Origin of the sequence: Pantoea osteomyelitidis (genome assembly GCF_044342975.1) — a bacterium.
Taxonomy (GTDB): Bacteria; Pseudomonadota; Gammaproteobacteria; order Enterobacterales; family Enterobacteriaceae; genus Pantoea; species Pantoea osteomyelitidis.
The window spans coordinates 1,170,244-1,191,294 of record NZ_JBGFSN010000004.1 but is presented as its reverse complement, the minus strand read 5'-3'; the positions used below and the strand labels follow the sequence as shown (position 1 = coordinate 1,191,294).

17 protein-coding genes are annotated in these 21,051 nt (G+C 55.8%); 10 read left to right on the top strand and 7 right to left on the bottom strand.

Features of this window, described 5'->3' with window-relative positions; all coding sequences use genetic code 11:
- The first annotated feature begins 304 nt into the window (after positions 1–304).
- The gene (locus ABU178_RS10725) at positions 305–463 is read left to right on the top strand and encodes a YmiA family putative membrane protein (RefSeq protein ID WP_397214627.1); all 159 of its coding nucleotides are present in this window, start codon (positions 305–307) and stop codon (positions 461–463) included.
- A 601-nt stretch (positions 464–1,064) separates the two neighbouring features.
- Positions 1,065–3,752: an aconitate hydratase AcnA gene (gene acnA / locus ABU178_RS10720; RefSeq protein ID WP_397214625.1), complete on the top strand. Its 2,688-nt coding sequence runs from the start codon at positions 1,065–1,067 to the stop codon at positions 3,750–3,752.
- Positions 3,753–3,787: 35 nt separating this feature from the next.
- Here acnA and ribA read toward each other — a convergent pair whose 3' ends face one another.
- Positions 3,788–4,381: a GTP cyclohydrolase II gene (gene ribA / locus ABU178_RS10715; protein WP_397214623.1), complete on the bottom strand. Its 594-nt coding sequence runs from the start codon at positions 4,379–4,381 to the stop codon at positions 3,788–3,790.
- A 227-nt stretch (positions 4,382–4,608) separates the two neighbouring features.
- Between ribA and pgpB the strand changes: the two genes are divergently transcribed.
- The 5 genes from pgpB (at position 4,609) to yciH (ending at position 8,225) form a co-directional block, all read left to right on the top strand.
- Positions 4,609–5,367 (top strand): phosphatidylglycerophosphatase B, encoded by a 759-nt coding sequence (gene pgpB, locus ABU178_RS10710; RefSeq protein WP_397214621.1) that lies wholly within the window; start codon positions 4,609–4,611, stop codon positions 5,365–5,367.
- A 133-nt stretch (positions 5,368–5,500) separates the two neighbouring features.
- Positions 5,501–5,809 (top strand): LapA family protein, encoded by a 309-nt coding sequence (locus tag ABU178_RS10705; protein WP_397214619.1) that lies wholly within the window; start codon positions 5,501–5,503, stop codon positions 5,807–5,809.
- Positions 5,810–5,815: 6 nt separating this feature from the next.
- On the top strand, positions 5,816–6,985 hold the full coding sequence (gene lapB / locus ABU178_RS10700) for a lipopolysaccharide assembly protein LapB (RefSeq protein ID WP_397214617.1): 1,170 nt from the start codon (positions 5,816–5,818) through the stop codon (positions 6,983–6,985).
- Between the two features lie 197 nt (positions 6,986–7,182).
- On the top strand, positions 7,183–7,902 hold the full coding sequence (pyrF, locus tag ABU178_RS10695) for an orotidine-5'-phosphate decarboxylase (RefSeq protein ID WP_397214616.1): 720 nt from the start codon (positions 7,183–7,185) through the stop codon (positions 7,900–7,902).
- Positions 7,902–8,225, top strand: a complete 324-nt coding sequence (gene yciH / locus ABU178_RS10690) for a stress response translation initiation inhibitor YciH (RefSeq protein ID WP_397214614.1) — start codon at positions 7,902–7,904, stop codon at positions 8,223–8,225. Before pyrF ends, yciH begins: the two co-directional genes overlap by 1 nt.
- Positions 8,226–8,305: 80 nt before the next feature.
- Here the strand turns inward: yciH and osmB are convergent, their stop codons facing one another.
- The gene (gene osmB, locus ABU178_RS10685) at positions 8,306–8,521 is read right to left on the bottom strand and encodes an osmotically-inducible lipoprotein OsmB (RefSeq protein WP_397214612.1); all 216 of its coding nucleotides are present in this window, start codon (positions 8,519–8,521) and stop codon (positions 8,306–8,308) included.
- 365 nt (positions 8,522–8,886) lie between these two features.
- Here osmB and araD point away from each other — a divergent pair, with 365 nt between their 5' ends.
- The 3 genes from araD (at position 8,887) to ABU178_RS10670 (ending at position 11,798) form a co-directional block, all read left to right on the top strand.
- Entirely contained in the window at positions 8,887–9,585 is a 699-nt protein-coding gene (araD, locus tag ABU178_RS10680) for an L-ribulose-5-phosphate 4-epimerase (protein ID WP_397214610.1), read from the top strand.
- Positions 9,586–9,806: 221 nt separating this feature from the next.
- Positions 9,807–10,790 carry a 2-keto-3-deoxygluconate transporter gene (gene kdgT / locus ABU178_RS10675; RefSeq protein ID WP_397214608.1) on the top strand — a complete coding sequence of 328 codons (984 nt, stop codon included), beginning with the start codon at positions 9,807–9,809 and terminating at the stop codon, positions 10,788–10,790.
- Between the two features lie 141 nt (positions 10,791–10,931).
- Positions 10,932–11,798 carry a crotonase/enoyl-CoA hydratase family protein gene (locus tag ABU178_RS10670; RefSeq protein ID WP_397214606.1) on the top strand — a complete coding sequence of 289 codons (867 nt, stop codon included), beginning with the start codon at positions 10,932–10,934 and terminating at the stop codon, positions 11,796–11,798.
- Positions 11,799–11,813: 15 nt separating this feature from the next.
- Here the strand turns inward: ABU178_RS10670 and pdeR are convergent, their stop codons facing one another.
- From pdeR to ABU178_RS10645, 5 genes are all read right to left on the bottom strand, one after another.
- Positions 11,814–13,799 (bottom strand): cyclic di-GMP phosphodiesterase, encoded by a 1,986-nt coding sequence (gene pdeR / locus ABU178_RS10665; RefSeq protein WP_397214604.1) that lies wholly within the window; start codon positions 13,797–13,799, stop codon positions 11,814–11,816.
- A 157-nt stretch (positions 13,800–13,956) separates the two neighbouring features.
- Positions 13,957–14,244, bottom strand: a complete 288-nt coding sequence (locus ABU178_RS10660; protein ID WP_397214602.1) for a YbdD/YjiX family protein — start codon at positions 14,242–14,244, stop codon at positions 13,957–13,959.
- Positions 14,237–16,303 (bottom strand): carbon starvation CstA family protein, encoded by a 2,067-nt coding sequence (locus tag ABU178_RS10655; RefSeq protein ID WP_397214601.1) that lies wholly within the window; start codon positions 16,301–16,303, stop codon positions 14,237–14,239. The genes ABU178_RS10660 and ABU178_RS10655 overlap by 8 nt, the downstream gene beginning before the upstream one ends.
- 181 nt (positions 16,304–16,484) lie before the next feature.
- Positions 16,485–18,419, bottom strand: a complete 1,935-nt coding sequence (locus ABU178_RS10650) for an exoribonuclease II (RefSeq protein ID WP_397214599.1) — start codon at positions 18,417–18,419, stop codon at positions 16,485–16,487.
- A 123-nt stretch (positions 18,420–18,542) separates the two neighbouring features.
- Complete coding sequence (locus tag ABU178_RS10645) at positions 18,543–20,849, bottom strand: FdhF/YdeP family oxidoreductase (RefSeq protein WP_397214597.1); 2,307 nt, start codon at positions 20,847–20,849, stop codon at positions 18,543–18,545.
- Positions 20,850–21,051: the final 202 nt, after the last annotated feature.

Below are 21,051 nucleotides of genomic sequence, written 5' to 3'. Positions count from 1 at the left end.
CAGGAATATTCCCATACTCCAGTTAAGCCTTGTAACGAAGCCTGACGTAATGGGGCTTTATAAGGTGCACTTAAATTGTTGCTGGATCTAATATTGTTTTAAGGCAAATTTTAATGGCAACTTTTTATTTCTTAAGGTAATTGAGTGTTCAATTTAACTCATGTTTCAGCGCTATGTTGATAAATAGAGTTAATCGTTTTACTCAATAAAAATAACTGGATTTCTGGCCTTATTGAGTTTAGGATTCGTCCTAAATCTTGATTGATGTTAACAATCGTTTTATTGAGAGTGATTATCAAAAACTATGGCTACGAGAATAACTGTACAACCGGAGTTCCGGGCTAAAAGCACCAAGGTTAAGCGCACTGGCAACATTCGTCGCAAAGCCTGGTTAACTGTCTTCGCTGCTTCTGCGCTCTTCTGGGTGGTTGTAGCATTAATGATTTGGCGTATGTGGGGTTAAGCCATGTGGGCAAATACACTCAGCAGTAAACAGCCCTTATCAGCACGTCAGATTAATACTCGTTCCTGTAAGGGAAAGGAGTCGACGGCAATAAAAGATGAAAAGGTCATGATCCCGGAATCCTGGGACCTGAGTGAAAATCAGCGTCATTTCATTGAATCTTTTCTCGACCCGAAAAGTAAATAAGTTTTACGTTGTTCGCTTCAAAGTTATAACTCTTTCTTTTGCCGGATTATTCTGGCGGGCATATTAAAAGCCCTTCTTACCACTCAGCATAAAAATGGTGTCATCAACCCTGCGTTGAGGACGGTCCGTACCTTTTTGTCAGCCGACATCCGGCGGGAGTGAATACAATGAATATTATTAAAATGTCCTGGCTCAGCGCTTACGCCTTTTCCTTCGCGTTTTGGGCAGCCGCAGCCTGGATCGTTCTCTGATTTTACCCTTCTGATATCGCTAAATGCCTCGCATCGCCTGCGGGGCATTTTTGTTTACAGTTCGCTCCTCTTGTAATCAAAACGTTAACAAGATTGTGGTCTATCTTTAACATAAACCTTGTGCCCGCAGAGGTTATGTCAGATTACGATAAAAAGGAGGAGCTATGTCGTCGTTAACCCTACACGAGCAGAGTCAGGACACACTGGAGGTGAAAGCGCAAACATATCACTTCTACAGCTTGCCGCGCGCGGCTCAACAACTGGGAAATGTAGACCGTCTACCCAAATCCCTGAAGGTGCTGCTGGAAAACCTGTTGCGCTGGCAGGATGGCGATTCCGTCACGGCCGATGATATTCAGGCGCTGGTGGACTGGCAAAAAGATGCGCACGCTGACCGTGAAATCGCTTATCGCCCCGCGCGCGTTTTAATGCAGGACTTTACCGGCGTGCCGTCGGTTGTGGATCTGGCCGCCATGCGTGAGGCAGTGAAACGTCTCGGCGGCAATGTGGAGAAAGTGAACCCGCTGTCGCCAGTGGACCTGGTTATTGACCATTCGGTGACGGTAGACCGCTTTGGTGATGATGACGCGTTCGAAGAGAACGTGCGTCTGGAGATGGATCGCAACCACGAACGCTATGTGTTCCTGCGCTGGGGACAAAAAGCGTTCAACAAATTCCGCGTGGTGCCGCCGGGAACCGGTATCTGCCACCAGGTTAACCTGGAATATCTCGGCAAAGCGATATGGCATGAAACCCGCGAAGACGGCAGCGAAGTGGCCTATCCTGATACGCTGGTCGGCACCGATTCGCATACCACGATGATCAATGCGCTGGGCGTGCTCGGCTGGGGCGTAGGCGGTATTGAAGCGGAAGCAGCGATGCTGGGCCAGCCGGTATCAATGCTGATCCCTGATGTGGTGGGCTTTAAGCTTACCGGTAAGCTCTCTCCCGGTATTACCGCCACTGACCTGGTGCTGACCGTGACGCAGATGCTGCGTAAGCATGGGGTAGTAGGTAAATTCGTTGAGTTTTATGGCGACGGGCTGGCTGACTTGCCGCTGGCGGACCGCGCAACCATTGCCAATATGGCGCCGGAATATGGCGCAACCTGCGGCTTCTTCCCGATTGATGAAGTGACCGTCGGCTACATGACCCTTACCGGGCGCGATGCGGAACAGGTGGAACTGGTTGAAGCTTACGCCAAAGCCCAGGGGCTGTGGCGCAATCCGGGTGAAGAACCGATTTTTACCAGCACGCTGTCGCTGGATATGGGTGAGGTGGAGTCAAGCATTGCCGGGCCGAAACGGCCTCAGGATCGCGTCTCGCTGGGCGAAGTGCCTGCTGCTTTTGAAGCCAGCAACCAACTGGAAGTGAACCATGCGCAAAAAGCGCATAAAACGGTGAGCTATGTCGACAGCAACACCGGGCTGACCCATGAGCTGGAAGATGGCGCCGTGGTGATCTCCGCCATTACCTCCTGCACCAATACCTCCAACCCCAGCGTACTGATGGCCGCCGGGCTGTTGGCTAAAAAGGCGGTAGATCGCGGGCTGAAACGTAAGCCTTGGGTGAAGGCCTCACTGGCGCCCGGCTCCAAAGTAGTTTCCGATTACCTTGCCGTGGCGCGGCTGACCTCTTATCTCGATACGCTGGGCTTCAACCTGGTCGGCTACGGCTGCACCACCTGTATCGGTAACTCGGGGCCGCTGCCTGACGCTATCGAAAGCGCCATCAAACAGGGCGACATTACCGTGGGCGCGGTGCTCTCCGGCAACCGTAACTTCGAAGGTCGTATTCATCCGCTGGTAAAAACCAACTGGCTCGCCTCGCCGCCGTTGGTGGTTGCCTACGCGCTGGCGGGCAATATGAAGATCAATCTGCAAAGCGATCCTCTCGGCAAGGATCACAGCGGTAAGCCGGTTTATCTGAAAGATATCTGGCCGACCCCGGAAGAGATTTCCGATGCGGTACAGATGGTCACCAGCGATATGTTCCACAAAGAGTATTCCGAGGTGTTTGACGGCACGCCGGAATGGCAGGAAATCAAAGTCAGTGAAGCGGCAACCTACGCATGGGATGAAGGCTCAACCTATATTCGCCTGTCGCCGTTCTTTGATGATATGGAGAAAGAGCCGAAGCCGGTGCAGGATATCCATGGCGCGCGCATCCTGGCGATGCTTGGAGACTCCGTCACCACTGACCACATTTCACCGGCGGGCAGCATCAAAACAGAAAGCCCGGCGGGGCGCTATTTGCAGGCGCACGGGGTCGAGCGCAACGACTTTAACTCCTACGGTTCCCGTCGCGGCAACCACGAAGTGATGATGCGCGGCACCTTTGCCAATATCCGTATCCGCAACGAAATGGTTCCGGGTGTGGAAGGGGGCTATACCAAACATATTCCCAGCGGCGAGCAGTTAGCGATCTACGATGCGGCGATGAAATATCAGGAAGAGGGCGTGCCGCTGGCGGTGATTGCCGGTAAAGAGTATGGCTCAGGCTCCAGCCGTGACTGGGCAGCAAAAGGCCCGCGTTTGCAGGGCGTGCGTGTGGTGATTGCCGAATCTTTTGAACGTATTCACCGTTCCAACCTGATCGGTATGGGGATTCTGCCGCTGGAGTTTCCACAGGGCGTGACGCGCAAAACCCTTGGGCTGACGGGCGAAGAGCGTATTGATGTGGAAAACCTCAAGGATTTGCAACCAGGCTGTAAGGTGAAGGTGACGCTGACGCGCGCAAATGGCGAATCGGAGACGCTGGAAACGCGCTGCCGCATCGACACCGGGAATGAGCTGACCTATTACCGTAACGATGGCATTCTGCATTACGTGATACGTAATATGCTGACCTGAAATAAAAAAGCCGGGTTTTCCCGGCTTTTTCTTTTTTATTCTTTTGGCAGCAGATGACCCATCTTCGCCGCTTTGGTATCGAGATAGTGGGCGTTTTTCGGGTTACGCCCCACCACCAGCGGAACGCGTTCCACAATATTAATACCGGCTTCGCTGAGGATTTCCACCTTACGCGGATTGTTGGTTAACAGGCGAACCTCATTAACACCCAGCAATTTGAACATGTCGGCACACAGGGTAAAGTCGCGCTCATCAGCGGCAAAGCCCAGCTGATGGTTGGCTTCAACGGTATCGTATCCTTTATCCTGCAGCGCATAGGCGCGGATCTTGTTCAGCAGACCGATATTGCGGCCTTCCTGGCGGTGATAAAGCAGTACACCGTGACCTTCTTCAGCGATAGCGGTTAAAGCCGCTTCCAGCTGAAAGCCGCAGTCGCAACGCAGGCTGAACAGGGCATCGCCGGTCAGACACTCCGAGTGAACGCGCGCCAGCACCGAACTGTTATCGCTGATATCGCCATAGACCAGTGCGACATGATCATGACCCGTTGCCAATTCTTCAAAACCTACCATCAGGAAATCTCCCCATGGCGTTGGCAGTTTGGCTTCTGCCACCCGTTTAAGCTGCATGTGACTCTCCAGAACCTTCAGAGGATGCGCTATCATCATGATAGCGCACAGGCCAGCGTGGCCTGACAAAACTGGCATTATTGTGCCACAACCCGCAATGGGCTGTTAATCTGTCAGAGCGATTGTAGTGATAAAGCACATTTATCTAAGCCGCAAGAGTTATGTTATTATTTTTAAAGCTAAAGTTATTCCCGGTCGTGTGATCACGCAGGAAAAAAGGAAAATGGATGTTTAAAATTGCGCAACGAATCACCCTTGGCGCCTTGCTGTTGCTGATTATGCCAGTAAGCGTCTGGCTCTCTGGCTGGCAATGGCAACCCGGTGAAAGCAACAGCGTACTGAAATTTTTCTTCTGGATGACGGAAACCGTGACCCGCCCCTGGGGAACCCTGACCAGCCTGATCCTCAGCGCCTGGGTATTGTGGTGCCTGCGCTTCCGTCTCAAGCCCGCCATTTTATTACTGATCATCATGAACGGCGCGATCCTGACGGGACAATATACGAAATCCTGGCTTAAAGAGCAGGTACAGGAGCCGCGTCCTTATGTGGTTTGGCTGGAAAAAACGCACGGTGTGAATGAAGAAACCTTTTACCGATTGAAACGTCAGCAGCGTGGCGACATGGTTTCCGCCTTGCTCGCCAGCGATACCCAACTCCCCGCCTGGCTGAAACAGCACTGGGCCTTTGAAACCGGCTTCGCTTTTCCGTCTGGTCACACCCTGTTTGCCGTTAGCTGGGCGCTGCTGGCGACAGGATTGCTCTGGCCGCGCCGCCATATTAAAACCATTGTTCTGCTGTTTGCCTGGGCCAGCGCCGTGATGGGCAGCCGTCTGCTGTTGGGAATGCACTGGCCGCGAGATTTAGCGGTGGCAACCCTGATCTCCGCGCTGTTAGTCACCGTCGCCACCTGGCTGGCGCAGCGTTTTTGCGGACCTTTAACGGTGCCGCCAGACGAGCATAAAGAGATAAAGGAACGGGAAACATGATTGTAAAGCGGCGTTTCATCCCCATATCGTAAAGGATGTCTGCGTAAATCCCGGTTCGCAGCCTGTCAGGAAGCAGCATCCTGGCGGTTTTTTTGGCATAATTCATCTGGATTACCTCACAACAGGATGCACTGTGAAATATTTGCTGATCTTCTTAGTGGTTTTGGTCATTTTCATTATTTCTGTCACCTTGGGTGCGCATAACGATCAGATCATCACCTTCAATTACTTGCTTGCTCAGGGCGAATTCCGCATCTCTACGCTGCTGGCCGTGCTTTTTGGCGCAGGCTTTGTTCTCGGCTGGGCGATTTGCGGGCTGTTCTGGCTGCGCGTCCGCGTTTCGCTGGGTAATGCACAGCGCAAAGTCAAACGCCTGCAACAGCAGATTGAGCAGGGCAACGCCGCTGTGACATCGGCAAACGTGCCTGCCAGCAGGGAATAACCGCTAATGCTTGAACTGCTGTTTCTGTTACTTCCTGTTGCGGCGGCCTATGGCTGGTATATGGGCCGACGCAGCGCGCAGCAGGATAAGCAACAGGAAGCGAATCGTCTTTCCCGCGAGTATGTCGCCGGGGTCAACTTTCTCCTCTCCAACCAGCAGGATAAAGCGGTCGATCTGTTTCTCGATATGCTGAAAGAGGACAGCGGCACGGTGGAAGCCCATCTGACGTTGGGTAACCTGTTCCGCTCGCGCGGCGAAGTCGATCGTGCGATCCGTATCCATCAGGCGTTGATGGAGAGCGCCTCGCTGAATTATGAGCAGCGTTTGCTGGCTGTGCAGCAGCTTGGCCGTGATTACATGGCGGCGGGCTTATACGATCGCGCAGAGGATATGTTTAATCAGCTGACAGATGAAACCGACTTTCGCATCGGGGCGCTGCAACAGCTGCTGCTGATCCATCAGGCCACCAGCGACTGGCAGCAGGCTATAGAGGTGGCCGAGCGGCTGGTGAAGCTGGGCAAGGAAAAGCAAAAGGCGGAAATCGCCCACTTTTATTGCGAGCTGGCTTTGCAGGCGATGAGCAGTGACGACCTGGAACGCGCCATGAGTCTGTTGAAAAAAGGCGAGGCGGCGGATCGCCAGAGCGCCAGGGTCTCTATCATGATGGGACGCATTCTGATGGAACAGAGCGAGTATACCAAAGCGGTTGAGCGCCTGAAGCGCGTGCTGGATCAGGATAAAGAGCTGGTCAGTGAAACGCTGGCGATGCTGGAAACCTGCTATCAGCGTCTTGAGCAGCCGGACGCCTGGGCCGAATTTCTTCATCGTTGCGTGGAAGAAAATACCGGTGCGGCGGCGGAACTCTACCTTGCCGACATCATTGAAAAGCAGGAGGGGGCCGAGGCGGCGCAGAATTACATCAACCGCCAGCTACAGCGACATCCGACGATGCGCGTTTTCCATCGCCTGATGGATTTCCACCTGCACGAAGCGGAAGATGGCCGCGCTAAAGAGAGCCTGATGGTGCTGCGTGACATGGTCGGCGAGCAGATTCGCACCAAACCCCGTTACCGCTGCCAGAAGTGCGGCTTCACCGCCCATGCGCTCTACTGGCACTGTCCTTCCTGCCGCGCCTGGTCATCCGTTAAACCGATCCGAGGACTTGACGGCCAGTAACGGCTGTCATCCGGATGTCGTTGCGTGCCCGCTGATAGTTACAACATACTAAAAGTTTATACTCAAGAAACACCTTTAACAACCCTCAATCCGGTAAAGGCAGGGATGAATCATTGGCAGTCGCCGCGCACGGCGGGTAGAATGCTTGCCGTTTGCCCATCGCGCCTGTTAAAGGTGCCAACTGTCGAGGAATTTTCATGCCTTCACCCCACATCGTGACCGCTTCTCCTGTTCTGGTGGCACTGGATTATCATGATCTCGATCGCGCGCTGGCGTTTGTTGACCAGATTGATCCGCAAAGCTGCCGCCTGAAAGTCGGTAAAGAGATGTTCACCCTGTTTGGCCCGTCGCTGGTGAAAACCCTGCAGGCGCGCGGCTTCGACATTTTTCTCGACCTGAAATTCCACGATATTCCTAACACCACCGCACGCGCAGTGGCGGCGGCGGCGGATCTCGGCGTCTGGATGGTTAACGTTCACGCCAGCGGCGGTGCGCGTATGATGAACGCGGCGCGCGAAGCCCTGGTGCCGTATGGTCAGGATGCGCCGATGCTGATTGCCGTCACGGTACTTACCAGCATGGACGAGGACGATTTGAAAGGCCTCGGCATTACGCTCACCCCGGCAGAGCAGGCTGAGCGTCTGGCGCGTCTCACGCATGACTGTGGTCTGGATGGCGTCGTCTGTTCCGCCCAGGAGGCGGCGCATTTCAAACAGCTGCTGGGACAAAACTTTGCGCTGGTAACGCCGGGCATTCGTCCTGCCGGCAGCGACGCGGGCGATCAGCGCCGTATTATGACCCCGCAGCAGGCGAAACAGGCTGGCGTCGATTATATGGTCATTGGCAGACCGATTACGCAATCCGCCGATCCGGCGACCATGCTGCAATCTATTCTCGCCAGCCTACAGGAGGCGTAATGCGTCAGGACAATCCTCTGGTTTACTCCACTGACAGCGGCCGCATCGAACAGCCGCAAGAAAAAGCCGTGCGCCCTAAAGGAGACGGCATAGTACGCATCCAGCGCCAGACCAGCGGACGCAAAGGCAAAGGCGTCTGCCTGATCAGCGGCATCGATCTGGATGACGATGCGCTGGCGAAACTGGCGGCAGAGCTGAAGAAAAAATGCGGCTGCGGCGGTGCGGTAAAAGAAGGCGTTATCGAAATTCAGGGCGACAAGCGCGATCTGTTGAAAAGCCTGCTTGAAGCGAAAGGAATGAAGGTGAAGTTGGCGGGCGGTTAAAACGAGAACGGGCCACAATGTGGCCCGAAAAGTGTAGATGCGCTGCGTAAAGCCAAAATTTTATTTTCGTCAATCGGCTATCAATCTACCTGATGACCGATAATGCCGCCCACTGCCGCACCGCCGATGGTGCCTAATCCACTACCATTGGTCAGGACCGAGCCGCCAATCGCACCTGCGCCCGCACCGATTGCAGTATTGCGGTCGCGTTTAGACCAGTGTGAACAGCCGCTCAGGGCAACGACCAGAGTTGTAGCCAGTACTGTTGCAGTGATTCGTTTCATCGTTGTTGTCATAAACTTCTCCTTAGTTATTCGCAGAGGCAACACCTCAAGTATAGAAGGTCTGCTCTGATTTTTTTCACCCGTCAGAATCACAACGGCGTCTCGTCCGTAAGGCACGCATAATGCTGGCCTTCATGAGCGCTTAAGTGCAAATCAGGTGAGCGGCAATCGCGTGCGGCTGTCAAAAACAGATCCGTAGATTGCTGCAGATAAGTCTAATCACAAGCGCCGCTTTGCGAAGGTGGAAAACTCTTAATCTGAGACACATTTTTTCACAGACAGCCATATTCCGCTGCTTTTCCAGCCATTCCTTCCATAACGCTCAAGCGCGCCATTACGCAAAAATCATCTGATGACACTATCAGGAGAATCAACTCATGCTGGAAGAACTGAAGCAGCAGGTGCTGGAAGCGAATCTCGATTTGCCGCGTTATCATCTGGTCACTTTTACCTGGGGCAACGTCAGCGCAGTGGATCGCGAGCGCGGGCTGCTGGTGATTAAGCCTTCCGGGGTCAGCTACGATAAAATGCAGCGCGACGATATGGTGGTGGTTGAGCTGGAAAGCGGCAAGGTGATCGAAGGGGATAAGCGACCCTCTTCCGATACCGCAACGCATCGCGCCCTCTATCTTGCCTGGTCACAGGTAGGCGGCATTGTGCATACCCATTCCCGCCACGCCACCATCTGGGCGCAGGCCGGTCGGGCTATTCCTGCCTGGGGCACCACGCACGCTGACGATTTTTACGGTGAAATTCCCTGTACCCGCGCCATGCGCGATGAGGAGATTCAGCAAGAATATGAGTGGAATACCGGTCAGGTGATCATTGAAACCCTGGCGATGCGCGATATTGCCCCGGAAACCATTCCTGCCGCGCTGGTCAATTCTCACGGTCCCTTTGCCTGGGGGCGCGATGCCGCCGCCGCGGTGCACAGCGCCGTGGTTCTGGAGGAGGTGGCTTACATGGCGCTGCATACGCAGCAGTTGCAGGTCAATCTACCCCCGATTCAGCAAAGCTTGCTCGATCTGCATTACCAGCGTAAGCATGGCAAAAACGCCTGGTACGGGCAGCAATAATCCTCGCCAGCTTGTTTCTTGAAAAGAGAGCCATCGCGCTCTCTTTTCGCTTGTATGGCGATGCCGATCAAATTTATGAAACAATATATCTTTAAAAATAAAACAGCGTTTCAAAAATAATCAGCGATCACTTTTTTCTCTTTTTACTCGCGTTATCTTGCCGATCTCGCCTTCGGGCTTCCCAAACGCATTCTCCTCTGGATCAGCAAAGGTGACACCAAATGCATATCAAGCGTGCGATAGATAAGATTCCTGGCGGCATGATGCTGCTGCCATTATTCATTGGCGCTCTTTGCCATACCTTCTCCCCGGATGCCGGTAAATACTTTGGCTCATTTACTAATGGGCTGATGACCGGCACGGTGCCGATCCTGGCGGTCTGGTTCTTCTGCATGGGCGCCTCCATCAAGCTCAGCGCCACGGGCACCGTGTTGCGTAAATCGGGGACGCTGGTATTAACAAAAATCGCCGTGGCTTGGGTAGTGGCCGCGATTGCCGCCCGCGTGATGCCGGAAAACGGCGTTGAAGTAGGGATGTTTGCCGGTTTCTCCACCCTGGCGCTGGTCGCCGCGATGGATATGACCAACGGCGGTCTTTACGCCTCGATCATGCAGCAGTATGGATCGAAAGAAGAGGCGGGTGCGTTTGTGCTGATGTCGCTGGAGTCGGGGCCGCTGATGACCATGGTGATCCTCGGCACCGCCGGAATCGCCTCTTTCGAGCCGCACCTGTTTGTCGGCGCGGTGCTGCCTTTCCTGGTGGGCTTTGCGCTGGGCAACCTTGATCCGGAGCTGCGTGAACTGTTTGGCAAAGCGGTGCATGCGCTGATTCCATTTTTTGCTTTCGCGCTGGGCAATACCATCGACCTCTCGGTGATTGCGCAAACTGGCCTGCTGGGCGTGATGTTAGGCGTTGCGGTGATCATTATCACCGGCATTCCGTTAATCCTGGCCGATCGCCTGATTGGCGGCGGCGACGGCACGGCAGGGATTGCCGCCTCCAGCACAGCGGGGGCTGCGGTCGCCACGCCGGTGCTGATTGCAGAAATGATCCCGCAGTTCAAGCCGATGGCGCCTGCGGCGACGGCGCTGGTGGCTACCTCAGTCATCGTCACCTCGGTTCTGGTGCCAATCATTACTGCCATTTATTCCCGACGCGTTAAACGCGCCCATGTTGCTGTAGGTCAACGCGCAGCGATCAAGTAAGCCTGCTAATCAGTCCCCGACCTCTGAGTCGGGGATATCTCTGTATTTTACTTTACAAATCAATCTCTCATTTGGTCTGGCCTCACTCTGGATTACGCTGATGTGGCGTAGAACGCATCAATTTAATCAGAGGAATCAATTATGTCAGTTATTAACCAGCCCACATGCAGACTGTTCACCGAAGCCGGACAAACCACTCAACTCGTGGCCTATTACGAGGAAGGTCGTCACACCATGTGGATGATGCTGCGGGCGCAACCGCGCCCGAGTTTTAACCATGAACTGATCGAAGAGATCATGAACCTGAGCTATGCGGCGCAACGTTCCGGCCTGCCTATCGATTTCTGGGTCACCGGTTCGCTGGTGCCGCAGATGTTCAACGCAGGCGGCGATCTGCGCTTTTTCGTTGAGTGCATCCGCAACGGGCGGCGTGAAGCGCTGCGTGCCTATGCGCGCGCCTGTGTAGACTGCATTCACTCGGCGGCAAAAGGCTTTGATACCGGCGCAGTCACGCTGGCGATGATCGAAGGCAGCGCGCTGGGCGGTGGGTTTGAAGCGGCGCTGGCGCATCACTTCATTCTGGCGCAAAACAATGCGCGCATGGGATTCCCGGAAATTGCCTTTAACCTGTTTCCGGGCATGGGAGGCTACTCACTGGTGGCGCGCCGCGCAGGCATGAAGCTGGCGGAAGAGCTGATCATCGAAGGGGAGTCGCACAGCGCGGAATGGTATGAAACCCGCGGTCTGGTGGACAAGGTGTTTCAACAGGGAGAAAGCTATCGCGCCACGCGCACCTTCATCGATACGTTACGGCCTAAGCTAAACGGCGTGCGGGCGATGCTGAAAGCGCGCCAGCGCGTCCTGCAACTTTCGCGGGCGGAACTGATGGATATCACCGAGGACTGGGTGGATTACGCCTTTACCCTGGAGCCAAAAGATATCGCCTATATGGAGCGCCTGGTGCAGTTACAAAACCGGCATAGCGCGGCGTTGCGCAAAGCCGGTTAATAACATGAGGTAACGTTAAACGCGGGCAGGATGCTTAGCCAGCCAATGCCCAAACTGTTCTGCGGGCATTGGTTTTGCATAGTAATAGCCCTGACGACCATCCACGCCGCTGTTAATAACGAATTGTTCTTCCGACCGGGTTTCGATGCCTTCAGCGATCACCTGCAAATCAAGCGCCCTGGCGACCGCAACAATGGCGCGCACCAGCGACTGAGACACAGGCTGCTGATTCACATTACGGATAAAACTCTGATCCAGTTTGATGGCGTTGATCGGCACGCGCGCCAGCTGCGACAGCGACGAGTAGCCGGTACCAAAGTCATCAAGATGCACCTGAGCGCCCAGCTCCTGGAACTGCTTCATCAGCGCCAGCGCCTGCGTTTCATTCTCTATCAGACAGCTTTCTGTGAGTTCAATATCGATCGGGCTGCTCTCCAGATTGCTTTCCGCCAGCGCCTGCTTGAGATCGCTATAAATACTTTGGTCGATCAGCTGCCGCGCCGAGACGTTTACCGCCACGCGCAAATCGATGCCCTGGCTGCGCCACTGCATAATCTGTTTCAGCACGTTGAGCATCACCCAGCGACCGAGCGGCACAATCAGGCCGGACTCTTCTGCATAAGAGATAAAATCGCCCGGCGGCACCAGACCGCGCTCCGGCGAGTGCCAGCGCACCAGCGCCTCGGCGCTGCGCACCTCGCCATCGCGGTCAATTTTCGGCTGATAAAAAACCACCAGCTGATCCTGCTCCAGCGCCTTGCGCAGGTTGGTATCCAGCCAGAGATATTCAAACACTCGCTGATTCATTTCGCTGGCAAAGACGCAAAACTTACCGCGTCCGTTTTCTTTGGCATGATACATCGCGGTATCGGCGTTCCTGATCAGGCTTTCACGATCTTCACCGTGCGCCGGGGCGAGGGCGACGCCAATGGAACAGCCGCTGTATACCTCGATTAAGCCGATGCGAAACGGCTGGCGCAGACGATCCAGGATGCGGGCCGCCATTGCTTCCAGCGCCGGCTGGCTGGTATGTTCAGCCAGCACCACAAACTCATCGCCGCCGAGACGGGCCAGCGTCTGCTCTTTGCCCAGACAGCTCAGAATCGCCAGCGATACCGCCTGCAACAGCTGGTCGCCAAACATATGACCGTAGGCGTCATTTACTTTTTTGAAATTATCGAGATCCAGATAGACCACGCCGGTTTCATCCTTGCCCGCCTGCTCCAGTGCCAGGCTGATTTGCTGGTGAATGGCGTTACGATTAGGCAAACCGGTGACGGTATCGGTGTTGGCGAGCACGCGCAGGCGTTCCTGGGCGCGTCTCTCCTCTGTTATGTCCGTGCCTGAACAGATGAGGAAAATTTCATTTTTACCGCTGCCGCTGTGCACGAACTTATTACGAAACAGAAACAATCGCTGGCCCTTTTTGGTTTTGACCCAGCGTTCCACTTCGTAGGAGTTGCCGTCGCGAAAGAAACCGGCAATGTTGCGGCGTGAGGCGGCGGCTTCCTGTTTGGTCATAAAGAGCTGAAAGACGTTACGGCCAATCACTTCCTGCTCTTTCAGCCCGGTGTACTCTTCACACAGGCGGTTGAAGCGCTGGATGTTGCCGCGCTGATCAAGAATGACAATCACCGAGTTGGCTTCCGACACCACCTGTTCAGCAAAGGAGAGGCCGAGCGTGAGATCGCGCGCGACAGATGAGGTATCACCCCAGGCGGAAGCGGTGCCTGCCCAGCTTGACTGATTGACCTTACGGCCAACGAAGTGCATCGGCACCATGTCGCCATGCAGGGAAAGCGTCAGGTTAATGCTGGAGGTGATCACCGTCATCGAGCGCAGCAGGCTGGCCTGAGCAGGCGCCAGCGACACGGCAAGATTAGTATGCGCATTTTCATCCTGCGCTAACTGCAGAGCATCGCTGTCCGTGGTAAGGCGCCAATGAGGGCTGGTGGTACCAAACAAGGTATACAGCAACGTTTGCCCTTGTTCATCGGTCATGAAAAATTCCTCCGGGAGAATGCTCTGCAGGTGTGTTATCTCATTATTTTAGCAACAGTATTCATCATCTGAGGCCAGCACAAGTGACCCAGGCTATTTATTTTTTCTTTGCGCGAAAAATGGCACGAAATAGCCCCGCTGCGCGGGGCTTACTGAGTCAGCAGGGACATTTGCCCAGCTTGCCTGCCTGGCTGGGAAAACGGGCCTCAAGACAGTAACGATGAAAGGCGCGTTCGTTCATCGGCGTGGTCTCCGGATGATGCAAGCGCATATGCTGCAGATAGTTCTGGTAATCCTGTACGCCTACCATCAGGCGAAAGCTTTGCTGTAATCCCTGCCAGAGAACACGCCAGCTAAAACCGCGCGGGGGCGGCGTCTGCGGGTGACAGCAGCGTATCTGCAAGGGGCCGCTGGGGCGAGCGGCGCGACGAATGGCGTCAGACATGATGTGCCTCCTTACGCAGCGAGACTTCCGCTTCATGAATGGTAGGCACATCGCTTTTCAGCGCACGGCGGATAACGAAGAAGGCGGCGCACAGCATGGTCACGGCGACCAGCATAAAGAACCCGCAGAGCACGGCGTTGATCTGATTGCTGAAAACGATGGTCTGCATATCCGCCACGCTTTTCGCCGGGGCGATAACCACGCCTTCCGCGATGCCCTTGCTGTACTTATTCGCCTGTGCCAGAAAGCCGATAGAGGGCTTTTCATGAAATATCTTTTGCCAGCCTGCTGTCATCGACGTCACAAACAGCCAGATGGTCGGCAGAATGGTCACCCAGGCATAGCGCTGCTTCTTCATCTTGAACAGCACCACGGTGCCGAGGATCAGCGCCATCGACGCCAGCATCTGGTTACCGATACCAAACAGCGGCCAGAGAGTATTGATGCCGCCGAGCGGATCGACCACGCCCTGATAAACAAAAAAGCCCCAGCCCGCGACGGCAACCGTGGTGCCCGCCATATTGCCAAACCAGGAGCGGTTGTTTGCCAGCGATGGCACAACGGTGCCCACCAGGTCCTGTACCATAAAGCGACAGGCGCGCGTACCGGCGTCTACGGCGGTCAAAATAAACAACGCCTCAAACAGAATGGCGAAGTGATACCAGAAGGCCATCATGGCACGGCTGTTAAACACGTCGGTGATGATATGCGCCATGCCGACGGCAAAGGTCGGCGCACCGCCCGCGCGGGAGAGGATCGAGCCTTCGCCCACATCGCGCGCGATGCCGCTCAGCATCTCCGGCGTCACCACAAAGCCCCAGCCGTTGATTACCTGCGAGGCGTTCTCCACCGTGCTGCCAATCAGCGCCGCGGGCGCGTTCATGGCGAAATAGACGCCGGGATCGATCACCGAGGCGCAAATCAGCGCCATGATCGCCACAAACGACTCCATCAACATCGCGCCGTAGCCAATAAAGCGGATATGGCTTTCACGCTCGATCAGCTTGGGCGTGGTGCCGCTGGCGACCAGCGCATGAAAACCGGAGATCGCGCCGCAGGCGATGGTGATAAACAGGAAAGGAAAAAGCGCGCCGGAAAAAACCGGGCCGCTGCCATCAATAAAACGGGTAACGGCAGGCATCTTCAGCTCCGGCATGGCGAACAGAATGCCCACCGCCAGGCCGAGTATCACGCCGATTTTCAGAAAGGTGGAGAGATAGTCACGCGGCGCCAGCAGCAGCCAGACCGGCAGCACCGAGGCAATAAAGCCATAAATCACCAGCACCCAGGTCAGCGAAGTGCCTTTCAGGGTGAAAAAGGGTCCCCAGAAAGGATGCTGAGCGATGTCGCCGCCATAGATAATCGCCGCCATCATCAGCACAAAGCCGATAACCGACACCTCGGCGATTTTGCCCGGACGCAGAAAGCGCATGTAAACGCCCATAAACAGCGCGACAGGAATGGTGGCGGCGATGGTGAACAGACCCCAGGGACTGTTTGCCAGCGCTTTCACCACCACCAGCGCCAGCGCGGAGAGAATGATGATCATCACGCCCAGCGCGCCCAGCATGGTAATCACCCCGGCAAAGGCACCCAGTTCCTGACGCGCCATCTCGCCGAGCGAGCGGCCATCACGCCGTGTGGAGATAAACAGCACCAGGAAATCCTGCACCGCCCCGGCGAACATCACTCCCACCAGAATCCAGATGGTGCCGGGCAGAAATCCCATCTGCGCCGCCAGAATCGGCCCGACCAGCGGTCCGGCGCCGGCGATGGCGGCAAAATGATGACCAAACAGCACCCATTTGTTGGTCGGGACATAGTCAAGTCCATCGTTATGACGCTCCGCCGGGGTACGGCGGCGATCGTCCAGCTCGAAAATATTGCGGGAGATAAAAAGGCTGTAAAAACGGTAGGCAATGCTGTAGCAGGCGACGGCAGCGATCACCAGCCAGACGGCATTAACCTGTTCACCCCGGCTGATGGCCAGCATGGCAAAAGCGAAGGCACCGAGTAACGCCACTGCTAACCAGATAATACCGGTTTTGACGTTGTTCATTACTGACTCCTTGTTGGACCAAGAGGTAACTGCTCGAAAGCAACAAGTCAAAAGTAATGTAATAGATTGTCAGGGAAAGTTTTTCGGTGGAGAAGTGTGAAGCGGGAAACAAATTTAGCGTTTGTCGTAAAGCAGAGAAAAAAATGCGGGATAAACAAGGTTATCCCGCAGTGTTTCATGCTCAGGCGGCAGGACGCGCCACAATGCTGCGCGTTTCCATACGTACTTCGGCGATGGTCACGTCGATCACATCGGTGACGCGATACGCGATTTCGCCTTTGATCTGCACCGTGCCATTCTCCTGGCTGCAGACCAGCTCATCACGCACCGCATGGATGAAGGGCGCGGGAATAAAGGCGACGGCGCCGTTTTCCTGCAGACGCACCCGCATACCGCCACGGGACACGTCGATAATCTCGGCGCTGAACTTGCGATCGCTGCCAGCAACGGGCGCCAGGTAGCGGGCATAGAGCCAGTCGCCGACATCACGTTCCGCCATGCGGTTCAGACGACGACGTTCGCCCATGGTCAGCGTCAGGGTGTCCTGCGGACGGGCAATCTCTTCGCCGCGAATTATCGCCTTCAGCAGGCGATGGTTGATCATGTCGCCATACTTACGGATCGGCGAGGTCCAGGTCGCATAGGCTTCCAGACCCAGGCCAAAGTGCGGACCCGGCTCGGTGCTTATCTCCGCAAAAGCCTGAAAACGGCGAATACGGCTGTCGAGGAACTGCGTCGGCAGGGCGTCCAGCTCACGGCGCAGCGTACGGAAGCCTTCCAGTGTGGTAATGTGCTGCGCATCCACGGTCAGCCCGTGTCCGGCAAGCACGCCCGCTACCTGTTCGGCATTGGCGGCGTCAAAGCCGTTGTGCACGTTATAGATGCCGAAGCCCAGCTTGTCGCGCAGCACTTTTGCCGCGCAGACGTTCGCCAGGATCATCGACTCTTCCACCATGCGGTTGGCGATGCGACGCGGCTCGGCAATAATATCCAGCACTTCGCCTTTCTCGCCCAGCAGGAAGCGGTAATCGGGGCGATCTTTGAATACCAGCGCATGATTCTGACGCCATTCGCCGCGTGCCAGGCAGATGCGGTGCAGCAGACGGATCTGCTGAGCGACAGCCTCGCTGGCGGGCTGCCAGTCGCCGATATTCTCCAGCCAGTCGGACACTTCGTCATACACCAGCTTGGCTTTTGACTCGATCCAGGCAGCGAAGAAGTGAATATCGTCTGCCAGGCTGCCATCTTTCTCAACCGTGACGCGGCAGACCAGCGCCGGACGACGCACCTGCGGACGCAGCGAGCAGACATCGTCAGAGAGTTGACGCGGCAGCATCGGAATGTTGAAGCCCGGCAGATAGTTGGTAAAGGCGCGCTCGGCGGCCAGCTTATCCAGCTCGCTGCCTTCGGTAACGTAAGCGGTGGGATCGGCGATGGCGATGGTCAGGCGCAGCGCGCCTTCCGGCGTCTCTTCTACATAGAGCGCATCGTCCATATCTTCGGTGCTGGCGCTGTCGATGGTGACAAACTCCAGCGCGGTAAGATCTTCACGCGCCAGCCGATCGTCAAGCATTTCGCCAAAGGCGACATCCGGCGCTTCACGCTCGAGATTATGGCGCGACAGCGTGACCCACCAGGGCGCGAGATGATCGTCGGCGGTGGTGATAAATTCAGTGAGTTCAGCATAGAAACCGCGATCGCCCTTGAGCGGGTGGCGACGCATTTCCGCTACCGCCCAGTCGCCCGCTTGAAAATCATGGGTCAGGCCACGTACCGCACGACAGGGGATGGCATCTTTCAGCAACGGATGATCGGGCACAATAGAAAGACGATCGTCTTTTTTCTGCACGCGGCCAACAAAGCGGCTCAGAAAAGGCTCAACCAGCGTTTCCGGCTCGGCGCTCTCACGATCTTTGTCGGTGTGGATGATGGCAACGACGCGGTCGCCGTGCATCACTTTTTTCATCTGCGGCGGCGGAATGAAGTAGCTTTTTTGCGCGTCGACTTCAAGAAAGCCGAATCCTTTTTCGGTGCCTTTCACCACACCTTCCGCACGCGGCGTCTGTGCGTGGAGTTTCTCTTTGAGCTGCGCGAGCAGCGGATTATCCTGGAACATAGTTTATTTAGTTTCGTGGCCTAACAGCGGCAGACAGTTTTACGCGAATCAACGCCGCGCGGCAAGGCCAAAACAATGGAAAAAGCCGGACGAACCGGCTTTTTACCTGAAAAAACAACCCCGTTACGCTATCCGCTGCGTCGGCATTGTTGCGGTCAGTTCCAGCTTCACCGGAACCGATTTTGAGGTCGGCGTGCCGCTGCCGTCACCAAAGCTGGAAAGGGGAACCAGCGGGTTGGTTTCAGGGTAATAAGCGGCCAGGTTGCCTCGTGGAATATTATAGGGCACCAGCTTAAAGCCGCTGACGCGACGGTGGATACCATCGTTCCACAGCGTTTCAATGTCGACCAGCTGGCCTTCGCTGAAGCCCATCTCCTGCATATCTTCCGGGTGGATAAACACCACTTCGCGCTGACCATATACGCCGCGATAGCGGTCATCGAGGCCGTAAATCGTGGTGTTGTACTGGTCGTGCGAGCGCAGCGTTTGCAGCGTGAAGGGCACGTTCACTTCGCCCAGCTGCGGGAACAGCGAATCCGGCAGCATGGCCGCGCTGAATTCCGCTTTCTGCGACGGCGTATTGAAACGCAGTTCCGCCGCGGCGTTGCCGAGGTAGAAACCACCGGGGATGTCGCATTTGGTATTGAAGTCAGCGAAACCCGGAATGGTGGCGGCGATATGCTCGCGGATCAGGTTGTAATCGTCTGCCAGCGCCAGCCAGTCCAGCTTCTCGTTGCCGAGTACGGCATTAGCGATACCGGCGACGATGGCGGTTTCTGAGCGCTGCGTCTCCGCCAGCGGGATGCCGACGCCTTCAGAGGCATGCACCATGCTGAAGGAGTCTTCCACCGTGATGAACTGCGAGCCGCTGGCCTGCATGTCGCGTTCGGTACGGCCCAGCGTCGGCAGAATCAAACCTTCATGGCCCGGCACAAGGTGGCTGCGGTTCAGCTTGGTGCTGATATGCACGGTCAGACCACAGCGCGAGAGCGCTTCTTCGGTACGCGGCGAATCGGGCGCGGCAGCGGCCAGATTGCCGCCGAGAGCGATGAGAACTTTGATCTCGTCGCGCAGCATGGCGTTCAGCGCTTCCACGGTGTTGTGACCATGTTCACGCGGCGGCTCAAAGTTGAAGTGGGCGGCCATCGCGTCGAGAAATGCCTTGTTTGGCTTCTCATCAATGCCCATGGTGCGGTTGCCCTGAACGTTGCTGTGACCACGTACCGGACAAAGACCTGCGCCTTTTTTGCCCAGCTGACCAAACAGCAGTTGCAGGTTGACCAGCTCGCGCACGGTATCCACGGAGTGTTTGTGCTGGGTAATGCCCATCGCCCAGGTGAGGATAACGCGATCGGAGTTCTGGTAGATGGCGGCAGCTTCACGGATCTGCTGCTCGCTCAGGCCGGACTGCTTCACGATATCCGCCCACTCGGTGGCGTCGACGGCGGCCAGATAGGCATCTACGCCCTGCGTTTTAGCATTCAGGAAAGTCTGATCGAACAGACCATTTTCTCCGGCGGCCAGACGGGCGCGATGCGTCTCCAGCAGCGTTTTGACCATGCCGCGCACGGCGGCCATGTCGCCGCCCAGATTCGGCTGGTAATAAGCGGAGCTGATGGTGCCCGCCATCGAAGTGACCACTTCCAGCGGTTTTTGCGGATCGGCGAAACGCTCCAGGCCGCGCTCACGCAGGGTATTGAAGGTCACGATTTTCGCGCCGTGATCGGCAGCGTGACGCAGGCTGTGCAGCATACGCGGATGGTTGGTGCCGGGGTTTTGTCCGAAGACAAAAATGGCGTCAGCATGATCGAAATCGTCGAGGCGGATGGTGCCTTTGCCCACGCCGATACTGCGCTTCAGGCCGGTGCCGCTCGCTTCGTGACACATGTTGGAGCAGTCCGGGAAGTTGTTAGTGCCCAGCATACGGCCGAACAGCTGATAGAGCCAGGATGCTTCGTTGCTGGCGCGGCCCGAGGTGTACAGCTCCATCTGGTTGGGATTGTCCATCGCCTTGATATGGCGACCGATGAGCGCAAAGGCGTCATCCCAGCCGATCGGCTCGTAATGATCGGTTTCCGCGTTGTAGCGCAGCGGATGCGTCAGGCGTCCCTGATACTCAAGGAAGTAGTCGCTCTGAGCATAAAGGGTGGTGACGCTGTGGCGGGCAAAGAAGTCCGTATCGACAACGCGGCGCGTCGCTTCCCAGGTCACGGCTTTCGCGCCGTTCTCACAGAAACTAAAGGTGCTTTTGTTATCATCGCCCCAGGCGCAGCCGGGACAGTCGAAACCGCGCGCTTTGTTCATACGCATCAGGTTGCGCATGTTTTTCAGGGCAGCTTTGCTGTCGAAGACGAAACGTGTAGTGGCTTCCAATGAGCCCCAGCCGCCCGCAGCCGCGCGGTAGGGTTTAATTTTGCGTTTGAATTTCATGGTGAGTGCAGGCTTTTTTTATGTAGAAGTTTTGTTAAGAGATTATGTCTTAATATGGGAGGGGAGTGTGCGACTTGTAGCAAAGCTTGTCTAATTGATTGACTTAATGGTGCGATAGTCAGCGTTTATCGCCGTTGCGTTAAAAATGTGAAGCTGCTCAAACTTTATCCGCTGTTAACCTGCCGTTTCGCGTCGAACACCG

Excerpts from the sequence above, each read along its gene's own strand:
- yciH (WP_397214614.1), top strand. The coding sequence starts at position 7,902 with ATGCGTCAGGACAATCCTCTGGTTTACTCCACTGACAGCGGCCGCATC.
- ABU178_RS10670 (WP_397214606.1), top strand. The coding sequence starts at position 10,932 with ATGTCAGTTATTAACCAGCCCACATGCAGACTGTTCACCGAAGCCGGA.
- ABU178_RS10725 (WP_397214627.1), top strand. The coding sequence starts at position 305 with ATGGCTACGAGAATAACTGTACAACCGGAGTTCCGGGCTAAAAGCACC.
- ABU178_RS10645 (WP_397214597.1), bottom strand. The coding sequence starts at position 20,849 with ATGAAATTCAAACGCAAAATTAAACCCTACCGCGCGGCTGCGGGCGGC.
- pgpB (WP_397214621.1), top strand. The coding sequence starts at position 4,609 with ATGTTTAAAATTGCGCAACGAATCACCCTTGGCGCCTTGCTGTTGCTG.
- lapB (WP_397214617.1), top strand. The coding sequence starts at position 5,816 with ATGCTTGAACTGCTGTTTCTGTTACTTCCTGTTGCGGCGGCCTATGGC.
- kdgT (WP_397214608.1), top strand. The coding sequence starts at position 9,807 with ATGCATATCAAGCGTGCGATAGATAAGATTCCTGGCGGCATGATGCTG.
- araD (WP_397214610.1), top strand. The coding sequence starts at position 8,887 with ATGCTGGAAGAACTGAAGCAGCAGGTGCTGGAAGCGAATCTCGATTTG.
- acnA (WP_397214625.1), top strand. The coding sequence starts at position 1,065 with ATGTCGTCGTTAACCCTACACGAGCAGAGTCAGGACACACTGGAGGTG.
- ABU178_RS10655 (WP_397214601.1), bottom strand. The coding sequence starts at position 16,303 with ATGAACAACGTCAAAACCGGTATTATCTGGTTAGCAGTGGCGTTACTC.
- pyrF (WP_397214616.1), top strand. The coding sequence starts at position 7,183 with ATGCCTTCACCCCACATCGTGACCGCTTCTCCTGTTCTGGTGGCACTG.
- pdeR (WP_397214604.1), bottom strand. The coding sequence starts at position 13,799 with ATGACCGATGAACAAGGGCAAACGTTGCTGTATACCTTGTTTGGTACC.
- ribA (WP_397214623.1), bottom strand. The coding sequence starts at position 4,381 with ATGCAGCTTAAACGGGTGGCAGAAGCCAAACTGCCAACGCCATGGGGA.
- ABU178_RS10660 (WP_397214602.1), bottom strand. The coding sequence starts at position 14,244 with ATGTCTGACGCCATTCGTCGCGCCGCTCGCCCCAGCGGCCCCTTGCAG.
- ABU178_RS10650 (WP_397214599.1), bottom strand. The coding sequence starts at position 18,419 with ATGTTCCAGGATAATCCGCTGCTCGCGCAGCTCAAAGAGAAACTCCAC.
- osmB (WP_397214612.1), bottom strand. The coding sequence starts at position 8,521 with ATGACAACAACGATGAAACGAATCACTGCAACAGTACTGGCTACAACT.